The sequence below is a fragment of the Aeromicrobium sp. HA genome, from assembly GCF_027171405.1.
Classification (GTDB): Bacteria; Actinomycetota; Actinomycetes; order Propionibacteriales; family Nocardioidaceae; genus Aeromicrobium; species Aeromicrobium tamlense.
Map to the genome: position 1 here is coordinate 739,014 of NZ_CP114372.1, position 15,988 is coordinate 755,001.

The window sequence follows — 15,988 nt, forward strand, 5'->3', positions numbered from 1 at the left end:
TCCGGCACCCGAGCGGGAGCGCGGGCGCCCGCCCGCGATGATGGACCCATGACCGACGTCTGGCTGCCCGAGGGCGACTTCCTGACCGATCGCCACCTCGCGACCCTGTCCACGATCGGACCCGGCGGACGGATCCACGTCGTCGCGGTGGGCTTCACCGTGCACGAGGGCATCGTGCGGATCACCACGATGGACGGCAGCCAGAAGGTGCGCAACGTCGAGCGAGACCCGCGCGCCACCGTGGCCCAGGTGGCCGGACCGCAGTGGCTGAGCATCGCCGGCACCGCCGAGATCCTGCGCGACCGCGAGTCGATCACCCTGGCCGAGCAGCTCTACGCGCAGCGCTACCGCCAGCCGAAGGAGAACCCGCGCCGCGTCGTCATCGCGATCACGCCCGAGAAGGTCATGTGCTCGCCCGGCCTGCGCGGCGAGGCGCCGGCGCACGACTGAGCCCGTGGAGGTCCTGCTGCTGGGCACCGGCTCGGCCGACGGGTGGCCGTCGCCGTTCTGCCGCTGCGCCTCGTGCACGACGATGGGCGAGCGCGGCGAGCTCCGGACGCCCACCAGCGTGCTCGTCGACGGGCGGCTCTGGATCGACCCCGGTCCCGAGGCCGCGCGGCAGGCCCTGCGCGCCGGGGTCGACCTCGTCGATGTCGACACGGTGCTCGTGTCGCACGCGCACTCCGACCACCTCGACCCGGCGTTCCTGCTGCACCGCGGCTGGGTCAGCGAGCGGCCACTCACGGTCTTCGGACCGGCGCCCGCGATCGCGCGGTGCCGCGACTGGCTCGCTCCCGGCCAGACCGCGGTGCGGCTCGTCGAGGTGACGGCGGGCGACGCGGTCGAGGCGGGACCGTTCGGGATCACCGTGGTGCCCGCGGCCCACGAGGCCCTCGGGGAGGCCGTGCTCTACCGCGTCGACGCCGCCGGCAGCCTGCTCTACGGCTGCGACACGGGGCCGTGGGCGCCCGGCGCCTTGGAGGCGATCGGGGCGCGGCGGCTCGACGTGGTGCTGCTGGAGCAGACGTTCGGCGACCGGATCGACCTGGCGGGGGAGCGGCACCTGGGACTCGCGACCTTCGCGGACGCGGTCGAGGCGTTGCGGTCGGCCGGCGTGGTGGACGCGGCGACGCAGGTCGTTGCGGTGCACCTCAGTCACCACAACGACCCCGACGTCGAGCAGCGGCTCGCGGCCCTCGGCGCCGCCGTCGGGCGCGACGGTGACCGCCTCCGCGTCTAGCAGGGAGACCCGGAAAAGCGGAAAGCCCCCGCCAGTGGCGGGGGCTTTCCGGGGAGTTCTCGCGTTGCGAAAGCTCAGATCGCGCGGATCTTGGCGGCCTGCAGGCCCTTCTGGCCCTGCGTCACCTCGAACTCGACCTTCTGGTTGTCCTCGAGCGAACGGTAGCCGTTGCCCTGGATCTCGCTGAAGTGCGCGAACAGGTCCTCGCCGCCGTCGTCGGGGGCGATGAAGCCGAAGCCCTTCTCAGCGTTGAACCACTTCACAGTTCCGGTAGCCATGTTGTCTCCTTGGGAGTTGTGCGCACTCGTGAGTCGCGTGCGGCTGGATGTCACGCGTCACTACCAACCAAAGAGAAAACCGATAAGCCTCGAAGAGAGGCTCGACCATCAATCTGCTGAGTCATGCCATGCAACGTGTCCAGTCTAGGGCATAAGTCCCACGCGGGGCCAATCTCAGTGGCCGGGTCGCAGCCGAACCTTGCGCGTCTGGCCGGACTCGTCGACCTCGACAGCGGACTTGCGCGACTTGAGGAAGTCCGTGAACGACTTGAATCCCAGGTCCTTCTCGTTGAACGAGGAGTCCATGCGCTTCATCTGGCTCTTCACGGTCCCCGAGTGGACCCACTCGTCGTCCGAGTCCTTCTCGCCCAGCAGGCGCATCGCCCGCAGCAGCAGGCGGGTGGCCTGGCGCGCCAGCGCGCGCTCGTCGTCCTGCTCGTCGTCGGAGTCGGGGGCGGCGGCCACGAAGATCGGCTTGAGCGCGACGGCGGGCGTTTGAGCGGGCTCGGGATCGGCCTCGGGATCGGCCTCGGGAGCCGCCTTCGTGGACTTCCTGGCCGTCTTCTTCGCGGCCTTCTTCGCCGGGGGCGCGGTCTCCTCGACCTCGTCTGAGCCCTGCGAGAGACCCGGCAGGCTGTCGTACGTGAGCAGCTCGTCGCACGCGGCGGCCAGCGAACGGCTGGTGGCGCCCGCGACGCCGACGGCCACGACGTAGCGCCCCATCCGCTTCAGGCGCTGGGCCAGCGGGATGTAGTCGGAGTCGCCCGCGGCCAGCACGACCGTGCCGACCTGCGGCATCCGTGCCATGTCCTCGAGCGCGTCGACGGCGAGCCGGATGTCGGCGCCGTTCTTCGAGCCCGACGCGGGGAAGAGCTGGATGAGGTCGATGGCGCGGTCGACGAGCTGCTTCTTGTAGCGGGTGTTCACCGGCATCGACCAGTCGGCGTAGGCGCGCGTCAGTGCGAGCCGCCCGAAGGAGGAGGCGTAGTCGAGGATCGCGTGGACGTCGACCTCGGCCGCCTTGAGCCTGGCGTCGTCGAAGCCGGCGTCGCGGTCGCGCCAGAAGGACTGCTTGCCGTGCACCTGGTCGTACCGCGAGATGACGATGTTGTCGAAGTCCAGGTAGACGGCGACGGCGGAGTCGCTCGAGCTGTTCATGGGTCCAGTCTGCCGGTCGGGGTGGGCACGGTCAGTCCGCCGGGGTCGGGGAGGGCAGGAAGCGCGCCGCGACCGACACCGCCGCCACGGTGAGGAGTGCCCCAAGGATCAGCGCCGCCGGCAGCCCACCCTCGAGCTCGCCGGTCTGCGTGCCGATGGCGGCAGCGGCGACGGGCACCCCGACCTGGCCGGCCGTCAGCACCGTGAGCGGCACGGGCAGCCCGGTCAGCCGCACGACGAGGTGGGTGAGCAGCGCGCCGAGACCGAGGCAGACGCCGAGGGCGATCAGTCCGGGCTCGTCGAGCAGGCCCGTGAGGTCGAGGGAGGCGCCCAGCCACACGAAGAACACCGGGCCGAGGAAGCCGTCCGCCAGGGCGAACAGCTGGCGTGCGAGTCGCCGCGGGGGACCGACGGCGGCGATCGCGAGCCCGCACACGAAGCCGGCGAGCATCACGGTGACGTGCGTGGCCACCGCGAGTGCCGCGATGGCGGTCAGCACGATGAGGCTGAACCGCAGTTCGACGGCGAACCGGCGCTCCTTGCTCTCCTCGTGCACGGCCTCCCAGATGCCGCGAGCCTCCAGCGTGCGCAGGGCGAGGAACAGGGCCACCCCGGCCACCACGACGAACAGCGAGCCGAGCGCGGCCTCCGCGGCCCGGTCCGGCGCGATGGCCAGCGGCAGCGCGAGGATGCACGCCACGTCGGCAACGGCGATCTGCGTGAGCATCGGGACGAGATGGGGTCCGTCGAACTCCTCGTCCTCGAGGACCGGCATGGCCAGCGCTGCCGACGACGAGGCCATGAGGACCGCGAACACCGCGGGGTGAGGGGAGTCGAACGCCCAGGCCAGCGTTGCGCCGGCCACGGCCGCAGCGACGCCGACGAGCGCCGCCCGGCCCGCCCCGACGACGAGCGCCGACCTCAGTCCGCGCTCGGGGATCGGCACCCGCGTGCCGACCACGAACATCGTCATGGCGAAGCCGAGCTCGGCCAGGAACGTGAACGTCTCGTCGCCGGGATCGAGCCAGCCGGCGCCACTCGCGCCGACGACGAGCCCGCCGATCAGCTCGCCGACCACCACGGGGATGCGCCAGGTCGACGGCACCGCCAGCAGGGGCCCGAGCAGACCGATCACGCAGATGAGCGCGAGGGTCTGGAAGTCCATCCTTCGATTGTCTGCCGGTTCGTCCGCGGGCGCGGCCGGAAAGGCCTGCGGTTTCTCGGTGAAACCGGCGCGGCCGGGTCGGGGGTGGACTACCTTCAGCCCCAAGCGTCACAGCGGCCCACGTCTCGGGGACGGGCGCGACGATCCCCAGGAGACGACCATGCACCAGCAGCAGCCCACCCCGCGCCGGGGAGAGCGTGGCGCGAGCGCCACGGAGTACGCGCTGTTGATCAGCGGCGTGGCGATCATGCTCGTCGCGATCATCGTGATGTTCGGCGACTCGCTCGCCGCGAACTGGCTGCGCTTCGCCGCCCTGTTGTGACCAGTGAGACGTGGTTGATCCGGGCCATGCGGCTGATCCGAGTTAGCCCTGCCGTCCCAGACACAAATCACATCAGTCACATGAGCCTCAGTAGTCCCAAAGAACCATTTTCTGAACTTCGGCGTGTTTGTTTCTCAGAAAGCAACACCGATGCGATACAGCCCCACTAGTTTTCGATCTGTGACTTGCAGTATGCGAGCTCACCACGACACACAGAGGAGAAAACCCATGCTGCAGATCTTCAGCTTCCTGACCGCCGTCCTGTCCGAGCGTGACGAGAAGGGCGCCACCGCGACCGAGTACGCGCTCATCATCGCCGGCATCGCCGTCGCGATCGTCGGCGCCATCGCCGTCTTCGGTGGCGAGCTCACCGGCTTCTGGAACGGCCTCGGCGGCCAGCTCGGTCTCTGAGTCCGAGCGGTTCGCACGACGAACCGACCTGGGGTGTGCCGCGTCGCGAATCGCGGCGCGGCACACCCGTCCCCGGGGCACCGACGCCCCACCCACGAGTCCTTGAGGGAGGAGACGTGATGCTGCACTTCACGACCTGGACACGACGTTCGCGCCGCGAGCGCGAGCGCGGTGTTGCGGCCGTGGAGTTCGCCCTCGTCGTCCCCATCCTGATGACGATCATCATCGGGATCGTCGAGTTCGGCATGGCGTTCAACTACCGGACCCAGCTGAACAACGCGACGCAGATCGCGGCCCGGAACTACGCGGTCGACCGCAACTGGAACACGGCACGAGCCAACGTGACCGGGATGGCCCCGACGGCCAACGTCACCCGGAACATCGACTGCACGACCGCCACGGCCGGCCAGGCGGTCACCGTGACGACCACGGTCACCCGACCCACCTACACCGGTCTCTTCGGTGCCAGCTTCACCTACCGCGGAAAGGGCGTGGCGCAATGCAACTGACGACTCGTCCCCGGTCGCGCCGGTTCGGGCTCCGCAAGAAGGAGAAGGGCGCCACGATCGTCCTGGTGACCCTCTCGATGGTCGCCCTGCTCGGCATGGCCGCCGTCTCCATCGACTTCGCCGTCGCCTCCAGTGAGAAGGCCGCGGTGCAGAACGCCGCCGACCAGGCCGTCCTGGCGCTGGCCACGGACTGCTCGCTCAAGAAGACCTCGTCATGCAACCCCAGCACCGCGACCTGGTACGCCCAGCAGAACGCCGGCGCCAGCGTCTCGGCCCAGACGCTCAAGGACGGAGTGACGAAGAGCCCCGTCTTCGACGACGGCAAGGTCACCGTGCGCGTCTCGAAGAATGTCAACCACACCTTCGCGCGCGTCCTGGGCGACTCGGCCAGTACGGTCCGGGCCGAGGCCACTGCGTCGTGGGGCACCGTGCCGTTGGTCGGCACGAAGCTGATCCCGATGGGCCTGCCCTACTGCGACTGGCTGGCGGCCCAGCCGGGCTCGGCGACGTCGCCCGGTGCGATGCGCACCTATCTGTGGGCCCGCTACAGCACGAACGAGTCCAGCTGCCCGGGTACGGGCGCGACGGCGGCCACGGTCTACGGCAAGCGCGGCTCGGCCTCGGGCTACACCTCGGTCGGCCAGGCCATGTACTTCACGCGCTCGTTCTTCCCGGGCGTCAACACGAACTGCGACTTCAGCGCCAACCTCTGGGATGTCTACCGCAACATGCTGGACGACTGGTCGCTCATCACCGCCGACACGTGCATGGAGAGCAAGCTCGCCGGCGTCGGTAACGGCAGCGTCGTCATGATGCCGATCTACGCGGTGGAGAAGAAGTCGGTCTTCTGGGGCTCGGTGACCTACCCGAGCCGCCTGGTGATCCTCGGCTTCGCGCCCTTCAGGGTCGACAAGTGGGTCAACTACCCGTTCATCTACTTCGGCGTGCAGCCCAGCTTCTCGGCGCTCAGCTACACCAACAACTGCGACATGAAGTTCAACTTCGCCACCATCGGCGGCGGGTGCGCCGGCGTCCGCGGGCAGTTCGTCCGCTCGTCCGAGGGCGCCCTCTTCAACGGCTTCACCCAGTACGGGTCGTTCTACAACAACACGGGCTCCGGCCTCAGCGGCGAGGCGCCCAACCTGGGCCTCGCCAGCGTCAAGCTCGTCGACTGACACTCACTACCTGAAGGACACGGTTCATGAACTCTCGCGTGATCGCCGCCATCGCCGCCGCTCTGTTCGCGATCATCGGCATCGGCGCTGTCGTCGCGTACGCGGCGAGCGCCAAGAACCGCGCGTTCGAGGGTGCCGAGATGGTGGAGGTCTACCGGGTCGCGAACGACATCAGCGCGAACGCCGACGCTGCGACCGTGAAGGACAACGTCGAGCTCGTCCAGCTGCCCAACGCCGCCACCGCGAAGGGTGCCATCAACGACCTCAAGAAGATCGAGGGTCTGAAGTCCACCGTCCCCCTCGTCGCGGGCGAGCTCCTGCTGGAGTCTCGCTTCGACGAGAAGGGTGCCAAGGCCGCGTCGCAGGCGGACGTGCCGGACGGCCTGCAGGAGATGTCGGTCTCGCTCGACGCCGCGGCCGGCGTCGGGGAGCGCATCGAGGAAGGCGTTCGCGTCGGTGTCATCGCCACCGTCGAGCAGGACAAGGACAAGCGCAGTCGCATGATCGCGCAGAACGTCCTGGTCACGAACGTCAAGTCCAACGAGGACAACACCATGGTGGTCACCCTCGCGGTGAACACCTCCCAGGCCACACAGGTGGCTGCCGCTGCCCAGTTCGGACAGGTCCGTCTCACCGTGCAGAACGAGAAGACCAACCGTGACGGTGCCTCGGCCGTGGATGTGGGGACACTCTTCAAGTGAGCATCATCGTCGTCATCACCGAGTCCAGCCCCTACGCGGGAAGGCTGCGGCGCGTCGCAGACCGTCAGGTCGTGGGCCTCAAGCCCACGTTCACCGAGCACGCGCTCAACTCCATGCTGGGCACGATGAGGGCGATCGACCTCGTGGTCATCTGCGAGGACGTCGATGACGAGCAGTCCATGGAGCTGGCCGACATCGTCCATGACCACCAGCTGGACGTCCCCGTCGTGCTGGTCCGAGAGTCCCCTGAGCCGCTGTCCTCCGAGCAGCGGCAGTTCGGCGTCGTGGAGGCGGTTGCGGCGATCTCCTCCGACCTCGAGATCGAGCGGCTGCTGGCCCGTCACATCGGCTCGGCCATGCCGGGCGCGACCAGTGAGCGCGACGCGACTCCGCCGGTCCCCGCGGCGCCCGTCGTCAAGATCGACCCCGACGAGCACCGCGTGGTCGTGGTGCTGTCGCCCAAGGGCGGGGTCGGCAAGACCACCATCTCCACGAACCTCGCGATCGCCCTGTCGCGGCGCGCCCCGCTCGACACGGTCATCGTCGACTTCGACTCCCAGTTCGGCGACGTCGCGAGCGTCCTGAACATCAGTGCCCAGCACACCCTCGAGGACGCGTTCACCGAGGAGGCCGTTCATCCGCCCCTCGTGGTGAAGGGCCTGCTCAACGCCTTCGACGAGAAGCTGCTCGTGCTGGCCGCCTCCGAGTCGCCGGCGGCCCTGGAGAAGATCTCGCCGCACCAGGAGAGCAACCTGCTGCGCCAGCTGTCCACGGACTACGCGTTCGTCGTCGTCGACACGGGCTCGGGCCTCACCGACGAGACGATGGCCGCGCTCGAGGTCGCAACCGACGTGATCATGGTGACGACGATGGACGTGTCGAGCGTCAAGGCGCTGCGTCGTGCCGCCGACCTGCTCGACCGGATCGACCTGCTGCCGCGGAACCGCCACCTCGTGGTCAACATGACCGAGTCCGGCACCGGCCTGGAGATCGACGACATCGCCCAGGCGATGCGGATGCCGGTCGACGTGTCGATCGCTCGCTCGGTCGACATCGCGCTGTCGGTCAACACCGGCAGGCCCCTGGCGCAGGCGAAGCGCTCGGCCGAGCTCTCCGGAGCCGTCGACGCGCTCGTGGCGAAGCTGCGCGGCGAGACCGCTCGCCGCCGAGGTGGACTGTTCAGGAGGGACGAATGAGCATCACCGACCGGCTCTTGGCCGCCGAGAAGGTCTCCGACACCGCCAACCGCCCCACGACCGTCCTGCAGCGCTCCGCGGTGCTCGACGACCTGAAGAAGCGCTCGGTGGAGTCGCTGTTCCGACGCATCGGCTCGCGCATCAACGACGCCTCGCTGACCGACCTGCAGCTGCGTGACTTCGTCCGCTCCGAGCTCGAGCTCATCCTGCAGGAGGAGCACGTCCAGCTCGGTGCCTCCGAGCGCGCGCAGCTCATGCGCGAGATCGAGGACGACGCGCTCGGCCTCGGCCCCATCCAGCGCCTGCTCGACGACGACGACGTCAGCGAGATCATGGTCAACCACCCGGAGCAGATCTTCGTCGAGCGCAAGGGCAAGCTGACGCTGGCCGACGAGTCCTTCAGCTCCGAGGACCAGCTGCGGCGCGTCATCGAGCGCATCGTCGGCAAGGTCGGCCGCCGCATCGACGAGTCCTCGCCGCTGGTTGACGCCCGCCTGACCGACGGCTCGCGCGTCAACGCCGTCATCCCGCCGCTGGCCGTGCGCGGCTCGTCGCTCACGATCCGCAAGTTCGCCAAGAAGGCGCTCAGCATCCAGGACCTCATCAACTACGGGTCGATGAGCCCGCAGCTTGCCGAGCTGCTCGAGCTGTGCGTGCGCGGTCGCCTCAACATCCTGGTCTCGGGCGGTACCGGCACCGGCAAGACCACCCTGCTCAACGTGCTCTCGTCGTTCATCCCCGAGGACGAGCGCATCGTCACGATCGAGGACGCCATCGAGCTCAAGCTGCAGCAGACGCACGTCGTCCAGCTCGAGGCTCGGCCCGCGAACATCGAGGGTCGCGGCGAGGTCACGATCCGCGACCTGGTCAAGAACTCGCTGCGCATGCGTCCCGACCGTGTCGTCATCGGCGAGTGCCGCTCGGGAGAGGCGCTCGACATGCTGCAGGCGATGAACACGGGTCACGACGGCTCGATCTCCACCCTGCACGCCAACTCGCCGCGCGACTGCATCGCGCGTCTCGAGACGCTCGTGCTGATGGCCGGCATGGACCTGCCGCTGCGCGCGATCCGCGAGCAGATCGGCTCGGCCGTCGACATGATCGTCCAGATCTCGCGCCTGCGCGACGGCTCGCGCCGCATCACCTACGTCACCGAGCTGGTCGGTGTCCAGGACGACGAGCCCGTGCTGCGTGACCTCTACCGCTTCGACTTCGGTGCCGGCTACGACGAGGACGGCCACCCCCGTGGCACCGTCAAGGCCGTCGGCGACGGCGCCCACCTGGTCGACCTGCTCGAGGAGCGCGGCATCCACGTGCCGCCGCACCTGCTCACCGCACGCGAGGAGTCCGCTTCATGACCGGTCTGCTGTCGATCGGCGTCGTGTCGATCCTGGTCGCCGTCGCGGCGTTCGGCTACGCCATGCTGCAGCCGGACCTGGCCAACCTGCGCTCCGAGCAGATGAGGGCCGAGGCCGCCGGCGGCGTGGCCACGGAGGGTCAGCGGATCCAGACGTCGACCCCGGTCTACGACCTCATCGACAAGGTCCTCTCGACGTTCGGCCTCAAGCCGTTCTCGGAGGAGGAGCTGGCGCTGGCCGGGATCAAGTCCAGCGTCACCTCGGTGGTCGCCACGACGCTGCTGATCGCGTTCGTCGCGTTCACGGCGGGCCTCGCGCTGACGAGCTCGCTGTTCTTCGGTGTCATCCTGCTGCTGGCGGCTCCGTTCCTGGTGAAGATGTACGTCGGCGTGAAGACCTCGCGCCGCCGCGAGAAGTTCGGCCAGCAGATGTCCGAGACCATGTCGCAGTTCAGCTCGGCGCTGAAGTCGGGCATGAACGTGCCGAATGCGCTGGGCAGCGTCGCCGCCGAGATGGACGAGCCGATGGGCGAGGAGCTCGCCCGGATCGTCAACGAGACCCGCTTGGGTCGCGATCTGATCGACGGCATGAAGGACACCGCCGAGCGGATGCAGAGCGCCGACTTCATGTGGGTCACCGAGGCCGTGGCGATCCAGCGTGAGTCGGGCGGTCGCCTGAGCGAGATCCTCGACCGCGTCACCGAGACGATCTCGCAGCGCAACGAACTGCGGATGAAGGTCGAGTCGCTCGCCGCCGAGGGCAAGGCATCGGCGCTCATCCTGATGAGCCTGCCGGTGGCCGTCGGCCTGCTGTTCCTGCTGGTGAACAGGGCCTACATGATGCCGCTGTTCAACACCGGCGCGGGCAAGATCCTGCTGATCATCAGCCTGGTGTTCTACACGCTCGGTGGCCTGTGGCTCCGGTCCATCACGAAGGTGAAACTCTGATGCTCCTCATCGGTATCGTCTCGATCTTCATCGCGCTGGGCCTGCTGTTCAAGGCGCTCGGCGTCTTCGGCAAGCAGGAGTCGGCGGCCGCCGCGCGCCTGCGCGAGCTGACCGAGTCCGAGGTCGTCGTCGGAGGCTCGGCGAAGGACCTGCACCAGGGCACGACGAAGAGCGGTCTCGGCTACCGACTGACGCCGCGCTCGATCGTGGACAAGGCCGAGCGCAACTACATGCTCGCCGGTCGCCCCGAGGGCTCGAGCGTCGCCAAGATCCTCCTGCAGAAGGTCATCTTCGGAGCCTTCGGCGTGGGCGTCGGCATCATGATCTTCTCGGGCCAGGGCGGCCTGCTCGGCTGGATGCTGCTGATCGGCGCGCCGGTCATGGGCTACTTCGCGCCCGACATCATCATCAACGGCAAGGCGGTGCGGCGCCAGGAGGAGATCCAGTACGCGCTGCCCGACATGCTCGACCAGATCACCATCTCGATCGAGTCCGGCACGAGCTTCGAGAACGCGCTCGCCCGCACCGGACAGACCGGCAAGGGCCCGCTGGCCGACGAGATCGTCCGCACGGTCCAGGACATCAGCCTGGGCCTGCCGCGCCGCGAGGCCTACGAGTCGCTCGTCGCCCGCACCGACGTGGACGAGCTGCGCAAGTTCGTGCGCTCGATCCTGCAGGGCGAGGAGTTCGGCGTCCCGGTGTCGGACATCGTGCGCGACCAGGCCAACGAGATGCGCATGGGCCGACGCCTGCGCGCGGAGGGTGTCGCCAACCAGATTCCCGTCAAGATGCTGCTGCCCCTCATGGGCACGATCCTGCCGGTGCTGTTCATCATCGTCATCGGTCCCGCGATCATCGCGGCGATCGCTCAGTTCAAGGCTGCATGACCCGCCGCCGGGGAACTGCACCCGGCGTCGGCTTTTCGGATCAGAGGGGACATCCAATGCGCAGGTACACCAGCCCGGTCATCGCGGGCACGCTGCTGGGCGGACTGCTCGCGGCGTCGTCGGTGGGCACCGCCCACGCTGACGCGTCCGACGCCGCCCTGGCGACCGCACTCGATCTGCCGGCCGGCATCACGGTCACGCAGGCGGGCGACCCGCGGGGCTTCGGCGTCCAGACCCGGAAGTTCAACGACTTCCCGAGCCGGTTCGGCAACGCGCAGTACGCGGTGCTCTCGACCGGTCTGGCGTCCGACCTGTTCAACATGAGCGTGCCGGGCCTCCAGCCGTCGACGAACCTGGACGGTGACGACGACAAGGTGTCGCTGACGTTCGACGTCGCATCCGCGTCGGCGAACGAGTGCCTGCTGGTCGACGTCGCGATGGGCACCGAGGAGCGCGTCCACACGTACGCCGAGACGGTGCCGGGCGACACGATCTCCTTGAAGCGTGCCGGCGACGAGACCGAGTACGCGATGCACACCGGTGTCCGTTACTTCAGTCAGATTGTCCAGGACCGGCCGAACGACTCGCGCTACCTCGAGCCCAAGCCGATGAACGTCAACGCCGTCAAGTACTGGCACGGCATCAACCAGGAGTTCGAGCGTCAGCCGGAAGATCAGTCCGCTCCGCTGCTCCCGGACGTCACGCCCTTCAACCACTTCACGTCTGTGGAGACGTTCGAGGTGCCGCTCGCGGGCCAGTCGTCGGTCACGCTGTCGATCGCGGACGCCGGGAACAACTCGCTCGACTCCGTCGCGCTGGTCGACCGCGTGCGCAAGACGACGTGCTCGACGTCGTCCGCCGCGGAGACGGGCCTCATGCCGCTCCAACCGTCCGTCGTCGTCGGCCACCGTGGGGTGCAGAACATCCTGACGGTCGACCTCAAGCCCGACACCCCGCAGATCGAGCGCTACGACGCAGCGGACAACGGTTGGCACCCCGGAGGGGTCGACCTGCGCTTCCGCTGGTACCGGTACTGGATCGAGACGCCGAACTGCAACGACCCGATCATGAAGAACTGGCAGTTGATCCCCGACGCCGACCGTCAGTCCTTCGCGCCGACGATCGACGAGAAGGGCCACTGCCTGATGGCGGTGGTCACCGGCAAGAAGGACGGCTACCGGTCGGAGACCTTCCCCAGCCCCGCCTCGGCCCAGTGGACCCCCACGCTGCCCATCCAGGACGGCGTCTTCACGAACAACGCGGTGCCGACGATCACCAAGCCGCGAGCCGACATCCAGGTCAACGACACGCTGAGTGCCTCCACGGGCAGCTTCTCGCCCCGACCGGACTCCTTCTCCTACCAGTGGTGGATGGACAACCAGCCGATCTCGGGCGAGACGGGTGAGACGTTCAAGGTCACCGCTGCGCAGGCGGGCAAGGTCATCCGCGTTCGGGTGACCGCGCGTCGGCTCAACTTCGACGACATGACCATCGAGAGCTCTCCCACGGTCCCCGTGACGAATCTCGACTTCACCTCCACCCCGACTCCTCGCATCGAGGGATCGGGCGTCCAGGGCAAGCCCCTCACGGCTGTTCCTGGCACGTGGACGCCGCTGGCCGACAAGTTCGAGTACGAGTGGTTCGCCGACGGTGTGAAGATCCCGAGTCAGACGCGCGCCACCTTTACGCCGACCTCGGGGCTGATCGGTTCCGACGTGCACGCCGTGGTCAAGGGCATCCGTGCCGGTTACAACCCCAAGTCGTTCGCCACCCCGACCGTCAGGATCACGGGTGCCTCGTTCACCGGGGGCAAGGTGGCGGTGACCGGCACGCTGCGCGTGGGTCAGCGCCTGACGGCCAGTGCGACGGGATGGACTCCGGTCTCGCCTGCGACGCGTCGCTACACGTGGCTCGTCGGCGGACGCATCGCGCAGGAGGGCACCTCGACGATGTACACCGTTCCTGCGAGCGCGGTGGGCAAGTCGATCGTCGTCCAGGTCCGGGGTGAGCGCACGGGGTACGCGCCGATCACGATCTCGAGCCCGGCGACCCGTGCGGTGGCCCGTGGCGTGCTGACGACGAACACGCCGCGTGTGTTCGGCTCGGCCCGCTACAAGGGCACGTTGCGAGCCTCGGCGTCGTGGCGTCCGGCTCCGGTCACGTACCGCTACCAGTGGTACGTGGGCTCGAAGCGGATCTCGAAGGCGACGAAGTCGAGCTACAAGATCCCGAAGAAGTACCGCGGCAAGAAGATCCGCGTGCGGATCACCGCGTACAAGTCGGGGTACACCACGGTGTCCCGGTACTCCGGATTCACGAAGATCGCCAAGAAGTAGCACCAGAACGACGACGGCCCGGCTGGATCACCAGCCGGGCCGTCGTCGTTGCGTGGGGGAGAAGGGCGTCAGGCCCAGAGGGTCTCGCCGAACTCGAACCAGATCGTGGCCACGACGGCGACGATCCACAGGGCCGAGATCAGAACCGCCCAGTTCTTGAGGAAGCGGCTGCCGGTGACGCGGCCGGCGACCACGACGAACATCGGGATCATCATCGCCCAGACGACCATGCACCAGGGGCAGAGCTTCCCGATTTCGAAGATCGCCTGGTACTGCAGCCAGGTGACGAAGCCGATGCCGAACAGCGTGCCGAGTCCGAGGCCGACCCAGATCCAGCGCGGGAACACCACGCCGGAGGCCAGCAGGACGCCCAGCGTCACCACGACGCTGAAGCCGACGATGCCCATGAACGTGTTCGGGAAGCCGAACGCCTCGGACTGGTCCGAGCTGACGACGCTGCTGCAGCTGACGAACGCCGACAGGTCGCAGCCGAGCTCCTTCGCGGTGCCCGCGGCCTCGCCCTTGAGCAGCGAGATCTTATCGTACGTGAGGATCAGCGACGACCACAGCGCGATGGCTCCGGTCACGACGAGGAAGATCCCCAGTCCGCGATCGGAGCGCGGGGAGTCTTCGGCAGGTGCCGGCGCAGGCGCGTCGGAGGCAACGGCGGTCATGCCGCACATTCTAGAGGGGCACGGGTCATGGCTCCGGCGCTGAACGGGCTCACGAGCCGCTCCGCAACTCCGAGTGACGCGAGCCGGTGACGTGCGCCACACGTGCTGCTAATGTGACATCACCAATGTCACATAGGAGTGTGCAATGACCGAACACGTCGACGTCCTCATCGTCGGTGCCGGCCTGTCGGGCATCGGGGCCGCCTACCGCCTCCAGGAGCGAGCCCCGGGCAAGTCGTACGCCGTGCTGGAGCAGCGTGACGCGATCGGCGGCACCTGGGACCTCTTCCGGTACCCGGGCGTCCGGTCCGACTCCGACATGTACACGCTGAGCTTCCCGTTCGAGCCGTGGACGCACCCCAAGGCGATCGCGGACGGCGACGACATCCGCCACTACCTCGAGACCACGGCCGCCAAGCACGGCATCGCCGACCGGATCCGGTTCGGGCGTCGCGTCACCACCGCCGAGTGGTCGAGCGACGACGCCACCTGGACGGTCACCAGCACGGTGAAGGACGGCTCCACCGAGGTCGTCACCGCCTCGTTCCTCTATCTCTGCAGCGGCTACTACTCCTACGAGGAGGGCTACACGCCCGACTTCCCGGGCCTCGAGGACTTCGAGGGGGAGGTCGTGCACCCGCAGTTCTGGCCCGAGGGCCTCGACCACGCCGGCAAGAAGGTCGTCGTGATCGGCTCGGGCGCCACGGCCGTCACGCTGCTGCCGTCGATGGCCAAGGACGCCGAGAAGGTCACGATGCTGCAGCGCACGCCCACCTACGTCCTGAGCCAGCCCGGCAGCGACCCGGTCGCCAACGCGGCCCGCAAGGTGCTGCCCGCCGGCCTCGTCCACCGGGTCGCGCGACTGCGCTACGCCGTGATGACCGTGGGCTTCTACATGTTCTGCCGCGCGTTCCCGCGGGCGTCGCGGTCGATCCTGCTGGGACTCACCGGCAGGTCGATGCCCGGCGTCGACCGCGACAGCCTGACGCCGCCGTACAAGCCGTGGGACCAGCGGCTGTGCGTCGTGCCCGGCGGCGACCTCTACCAGGCGGTGCGCGCGGGCAAGGCCGAGATCGTCACCGACCGGATCACCGAGCTCACGCCGAAGGGCGTCGCGCTGGCGTCCGGCGAGCACCTCGACGCCGACATCGTCGTCACGGCGACGGGCCTCAAGCTGGTGGCGCTGGGCCAGATCGACGTCAGCATCGACGGCACCAAGGTGAACCCGCACGAGCTCTACACCTACAAGGGGCAGATGTTCAGCGGCGTGCCCAACCTGGCGTGGTGCGTCGGGTACACGAACGCGTCGTGGACACTGCGGGCCGACCTGACCTGGAAGTACGTGGCCGACTACCTGAACCATCTCGACGCGAAGGGCTACGCGTACGGCATCCCCGACCCGGACGCCGACTTCGGCCACGACGCGCGACTGCTCGACCTGTCCTCGGGCTACATCGCACGCGCCGACGAGCTGCTGCCGAAGTCGGGCGCCCGCACGCCGTGGAAGGTGCGGCAGAACTGGTTCCTCGACAGCTGGGACGCGCGGCGCACCGACCTCGACGAGGACATGGTGTGGGTGCGTCGCGCCGACCTTCCGGCCACGCGCTCCGGCGTGGCCTGACGGTTCACCC

General features: G+C 68.4%; 17 protein-coding genes. 13 read left to right on the forward strand and 4 right to left on the reverse strand.

Features of this window, described 5'->3' with window-relative positions; all coding sequences use genetic code 11:
• Positions 1–48: 48 nt before the first annotated feature.
• A complete protein-coding gene (locus tag O3S82_RS03580) occupies positions 49–450 on the forward strand; it encodes a pyridoxamine 5'-phosphate oxidase family protein (protein ID WP_179426052.1) in 402 nt (133 codons plus the stop codon).
• A 4-nt stretch (positions 451–454) separates the two neighbouring features.
• Entirely contained in the window at positions 455–1,240 is a 786-nt protein-coding gene (locus O3S82_RS03585; protein ID WP_269305573.1) for an MBL fold metallo-hydrolase, read from the forward strand.
• Positions 1,241–1,314: 74 nt separating this feature from the next.
• On the opposite strand, the gene O3S82_RS03590 is transcribed toward O3S82_RS03585, so the two are convergent.
• The 3 genes from O3S82_RS03590 to O3S82_RS03600 form a co-directional block, all read right to left on the reverse strand.
• Positions 1,315–1,518, reverse strand: coding sequence for a cold-shock protein (locus O3S82_RS03590; RefSeq protein ID WP_179426048.1), 204 nt, complete (start codon positions 1,516–1,518; stop codon positions 1,315–1,317).
• 174 nt (positions 1,519–1,692) lie between these two features.
• Positions 1,693–2,676: an NYN domain-containing protein gene (locus tag O3S82_RS03595; RefSeq protein ID WP_269305576.1), complete on the reverse strand. Its 984-nt coding sequence runs from the start codon at positions 2,674–2,676 to the stop codon at positions 1,693–1,695.
• 31 nt (positions 2,677–2,707) lie between these two features.
• Positions 2,708–3,841 (reverse strand): cation:proton antiporter, encoded by a 1,134-nt coding sequence (locus tag O3S82_RS03600; protein ID WP_269305578.1) that lies wholly within the window; start codon positions 3,839–3,841, stop codon positions 2,708–2,710.
• A gap of 160 nt (positions 3,842–4,001) precedes the next feature.
• Between O3S82_RS03600 and O3S82_RS03605 the strand changes: the two genes are divergently transcribed.
• From O3S82_RS03605 to O3S82_RS03650, 10 genes are all read left to right on the forward strand, one after another.
• Entirely contained in the window at positions 4,002–4,163 is a 162-nt protein-coding gene (locus O3S82_RS03605; RefSeq protein WP_269305580.1) for a Flp family type IVb pilin, read from the forward strand.
• Between the two features lie 228 nt (positions 4,164–4,391).
• On the forward strand, positions 4,392–4,574 hold the full coding sequence (locus O3S82_RS03610) for a Flp family type IVb pilin (protein WP_218845863.1): 183 nt from the start codon (positions 4,392–4,394) through the stop codon (positions 4,572–4,574).
• Positions 4,575–4,693: 119 nt separating this feature from the next.
• Complete coding sequence (locus tag O3S82_RS03615) at positions 4,694–5,083, forward strand: TadE family protein (RefSeq protein WP_223303439.1); 390 nt, start codon at positions 4,694–4,696, stop codon at positions 5,081–5,083.
• Complete coding sequence (locus O3S82_RS03620) at positions 5,074–6,258, forward strand: TadE/TadG family type IV pilus assembly protein (RefSeq protein WP_179426038.1); 1,185 nt, start codon at positions 5,074–5,076, stop codon at positions 6,256–6,258. The genes O3S82_RS03615 and O3S82_RS03620 overlap by 10 nt, the downstream gene beginning before the upstream one ends.
• 26 nt (positions 6,259–6,284) lie before the next feature.
• Positions 6,285–6,959, forward strand: a complete 675-nt coding sequence (cpaB, locus tag O3S82_RS03625; RefSeq protein WP_269305583.1) for a Flp pilus assembly protein CpaB — start codon at positions 6,285–6,287, stop codon at positions 6,957–6,959.
• On the forward strand, positions 6,956–8,155 hold the full coding sequence (locus O3S82_RS03630; protein WP_269305585.1) for an AAA family ATPase: 1,200 nt from the start codon (positions 6,956–6,958) through the stop codon (positions 8,153–8,155). The genes cpaB and O3S82_RS03630 overlap by 4 nt, the downstream gene beginning before the upstream one ends.
• Positions 8,152–9,513 carry a CpaF family protein gene (locus tag O3S82_RS03635; RefSeq protein WP_179426032.1) on the forward strand — a complete coding sequence of 454 codons (1,362 nt, stop codon included), beginning with the start codon at positions 8,152–8,154 and terminating at the stop codon, positions 9,511–9,513. The genes O3S82_RS03630 and O3S82_RS03635 overlap by 4 nt, the downstream gene beginning before the upstream one ends.
• The gene (locus O3S82_RS03640) at positions 9,510–10,460 is read left to right on the forward strand and encodes a type II secretion system F family protein (protein ID WP_269305587.1); all 951 of its coding nucleotides are present in this window, start codon (positions 9,510–9,512) and stop codon (positions 10,458–10,460) included. The genes O3S82_RS03635 and O3S82_RS03640 overlap by 4 nt, the downstream gene beginning before the upstream one ends.
• Positions 10,460–11,347: a type II secretion system F family protein gene (locus tag O3S82_RS03645; protein WP_269305589.1), complete on the forward strand. Its 888-nt coding sequence runs from the start codon at positions 10,460–10,462 to the stop codon at positions 11,345–11,347. Before O3S82_RS03640 ends, O3S82_RS03645 begins: the two co-directional genes overlap by 1 nt.
• Positions 11,348–11,403: 56 nt before the next feature.
• Complete coding sequence (locus O3S82_RS03650; RefSeq protein WP_269305591.1) at positions 11,404–13,683, forward strand: hypothetical protein; 2,280 nt, start codon at positions 11,404–11,406, stop codon at positions 13,681–13,683.
• 68 nt (positions 13,684–13,751) lie between these two features.
• Here O3S82_RS03650 and O3S82_RS03655 read toward each other — a convergent pair whose 3' ends face one another.
• Entirely contained in the window at positions 13,752–14,357 is a 606-nt protein-coding gene (locus tag O3S82_RS03655; RefSeq protein WP_269305593.1) for a vitamin K epoxide reductase family protein, read from the reverse strand.
• A 145-nt stretch (positions 14,358–14,502) separates the two neighbouring features.
• Between O3S82_RS03655 and O3S82_RS03660 the strand changes: the two genes are divergently transcribed.
• The gene (locus tag O3S82_RS03660; protein WP_269305595.1) at positions 14,503–15,978 is read left to right on the forward strand and encodes a flavin-containing monooxygenase; all 1,476 of its coding nucleotides are present in this window, start codon (positions 14,503–14,505) and stop codon (positions 15,976–15,978) included.
• The last annotated feature ends 10 nt before the right edge of the window (positions 15,979–15,988 follow it).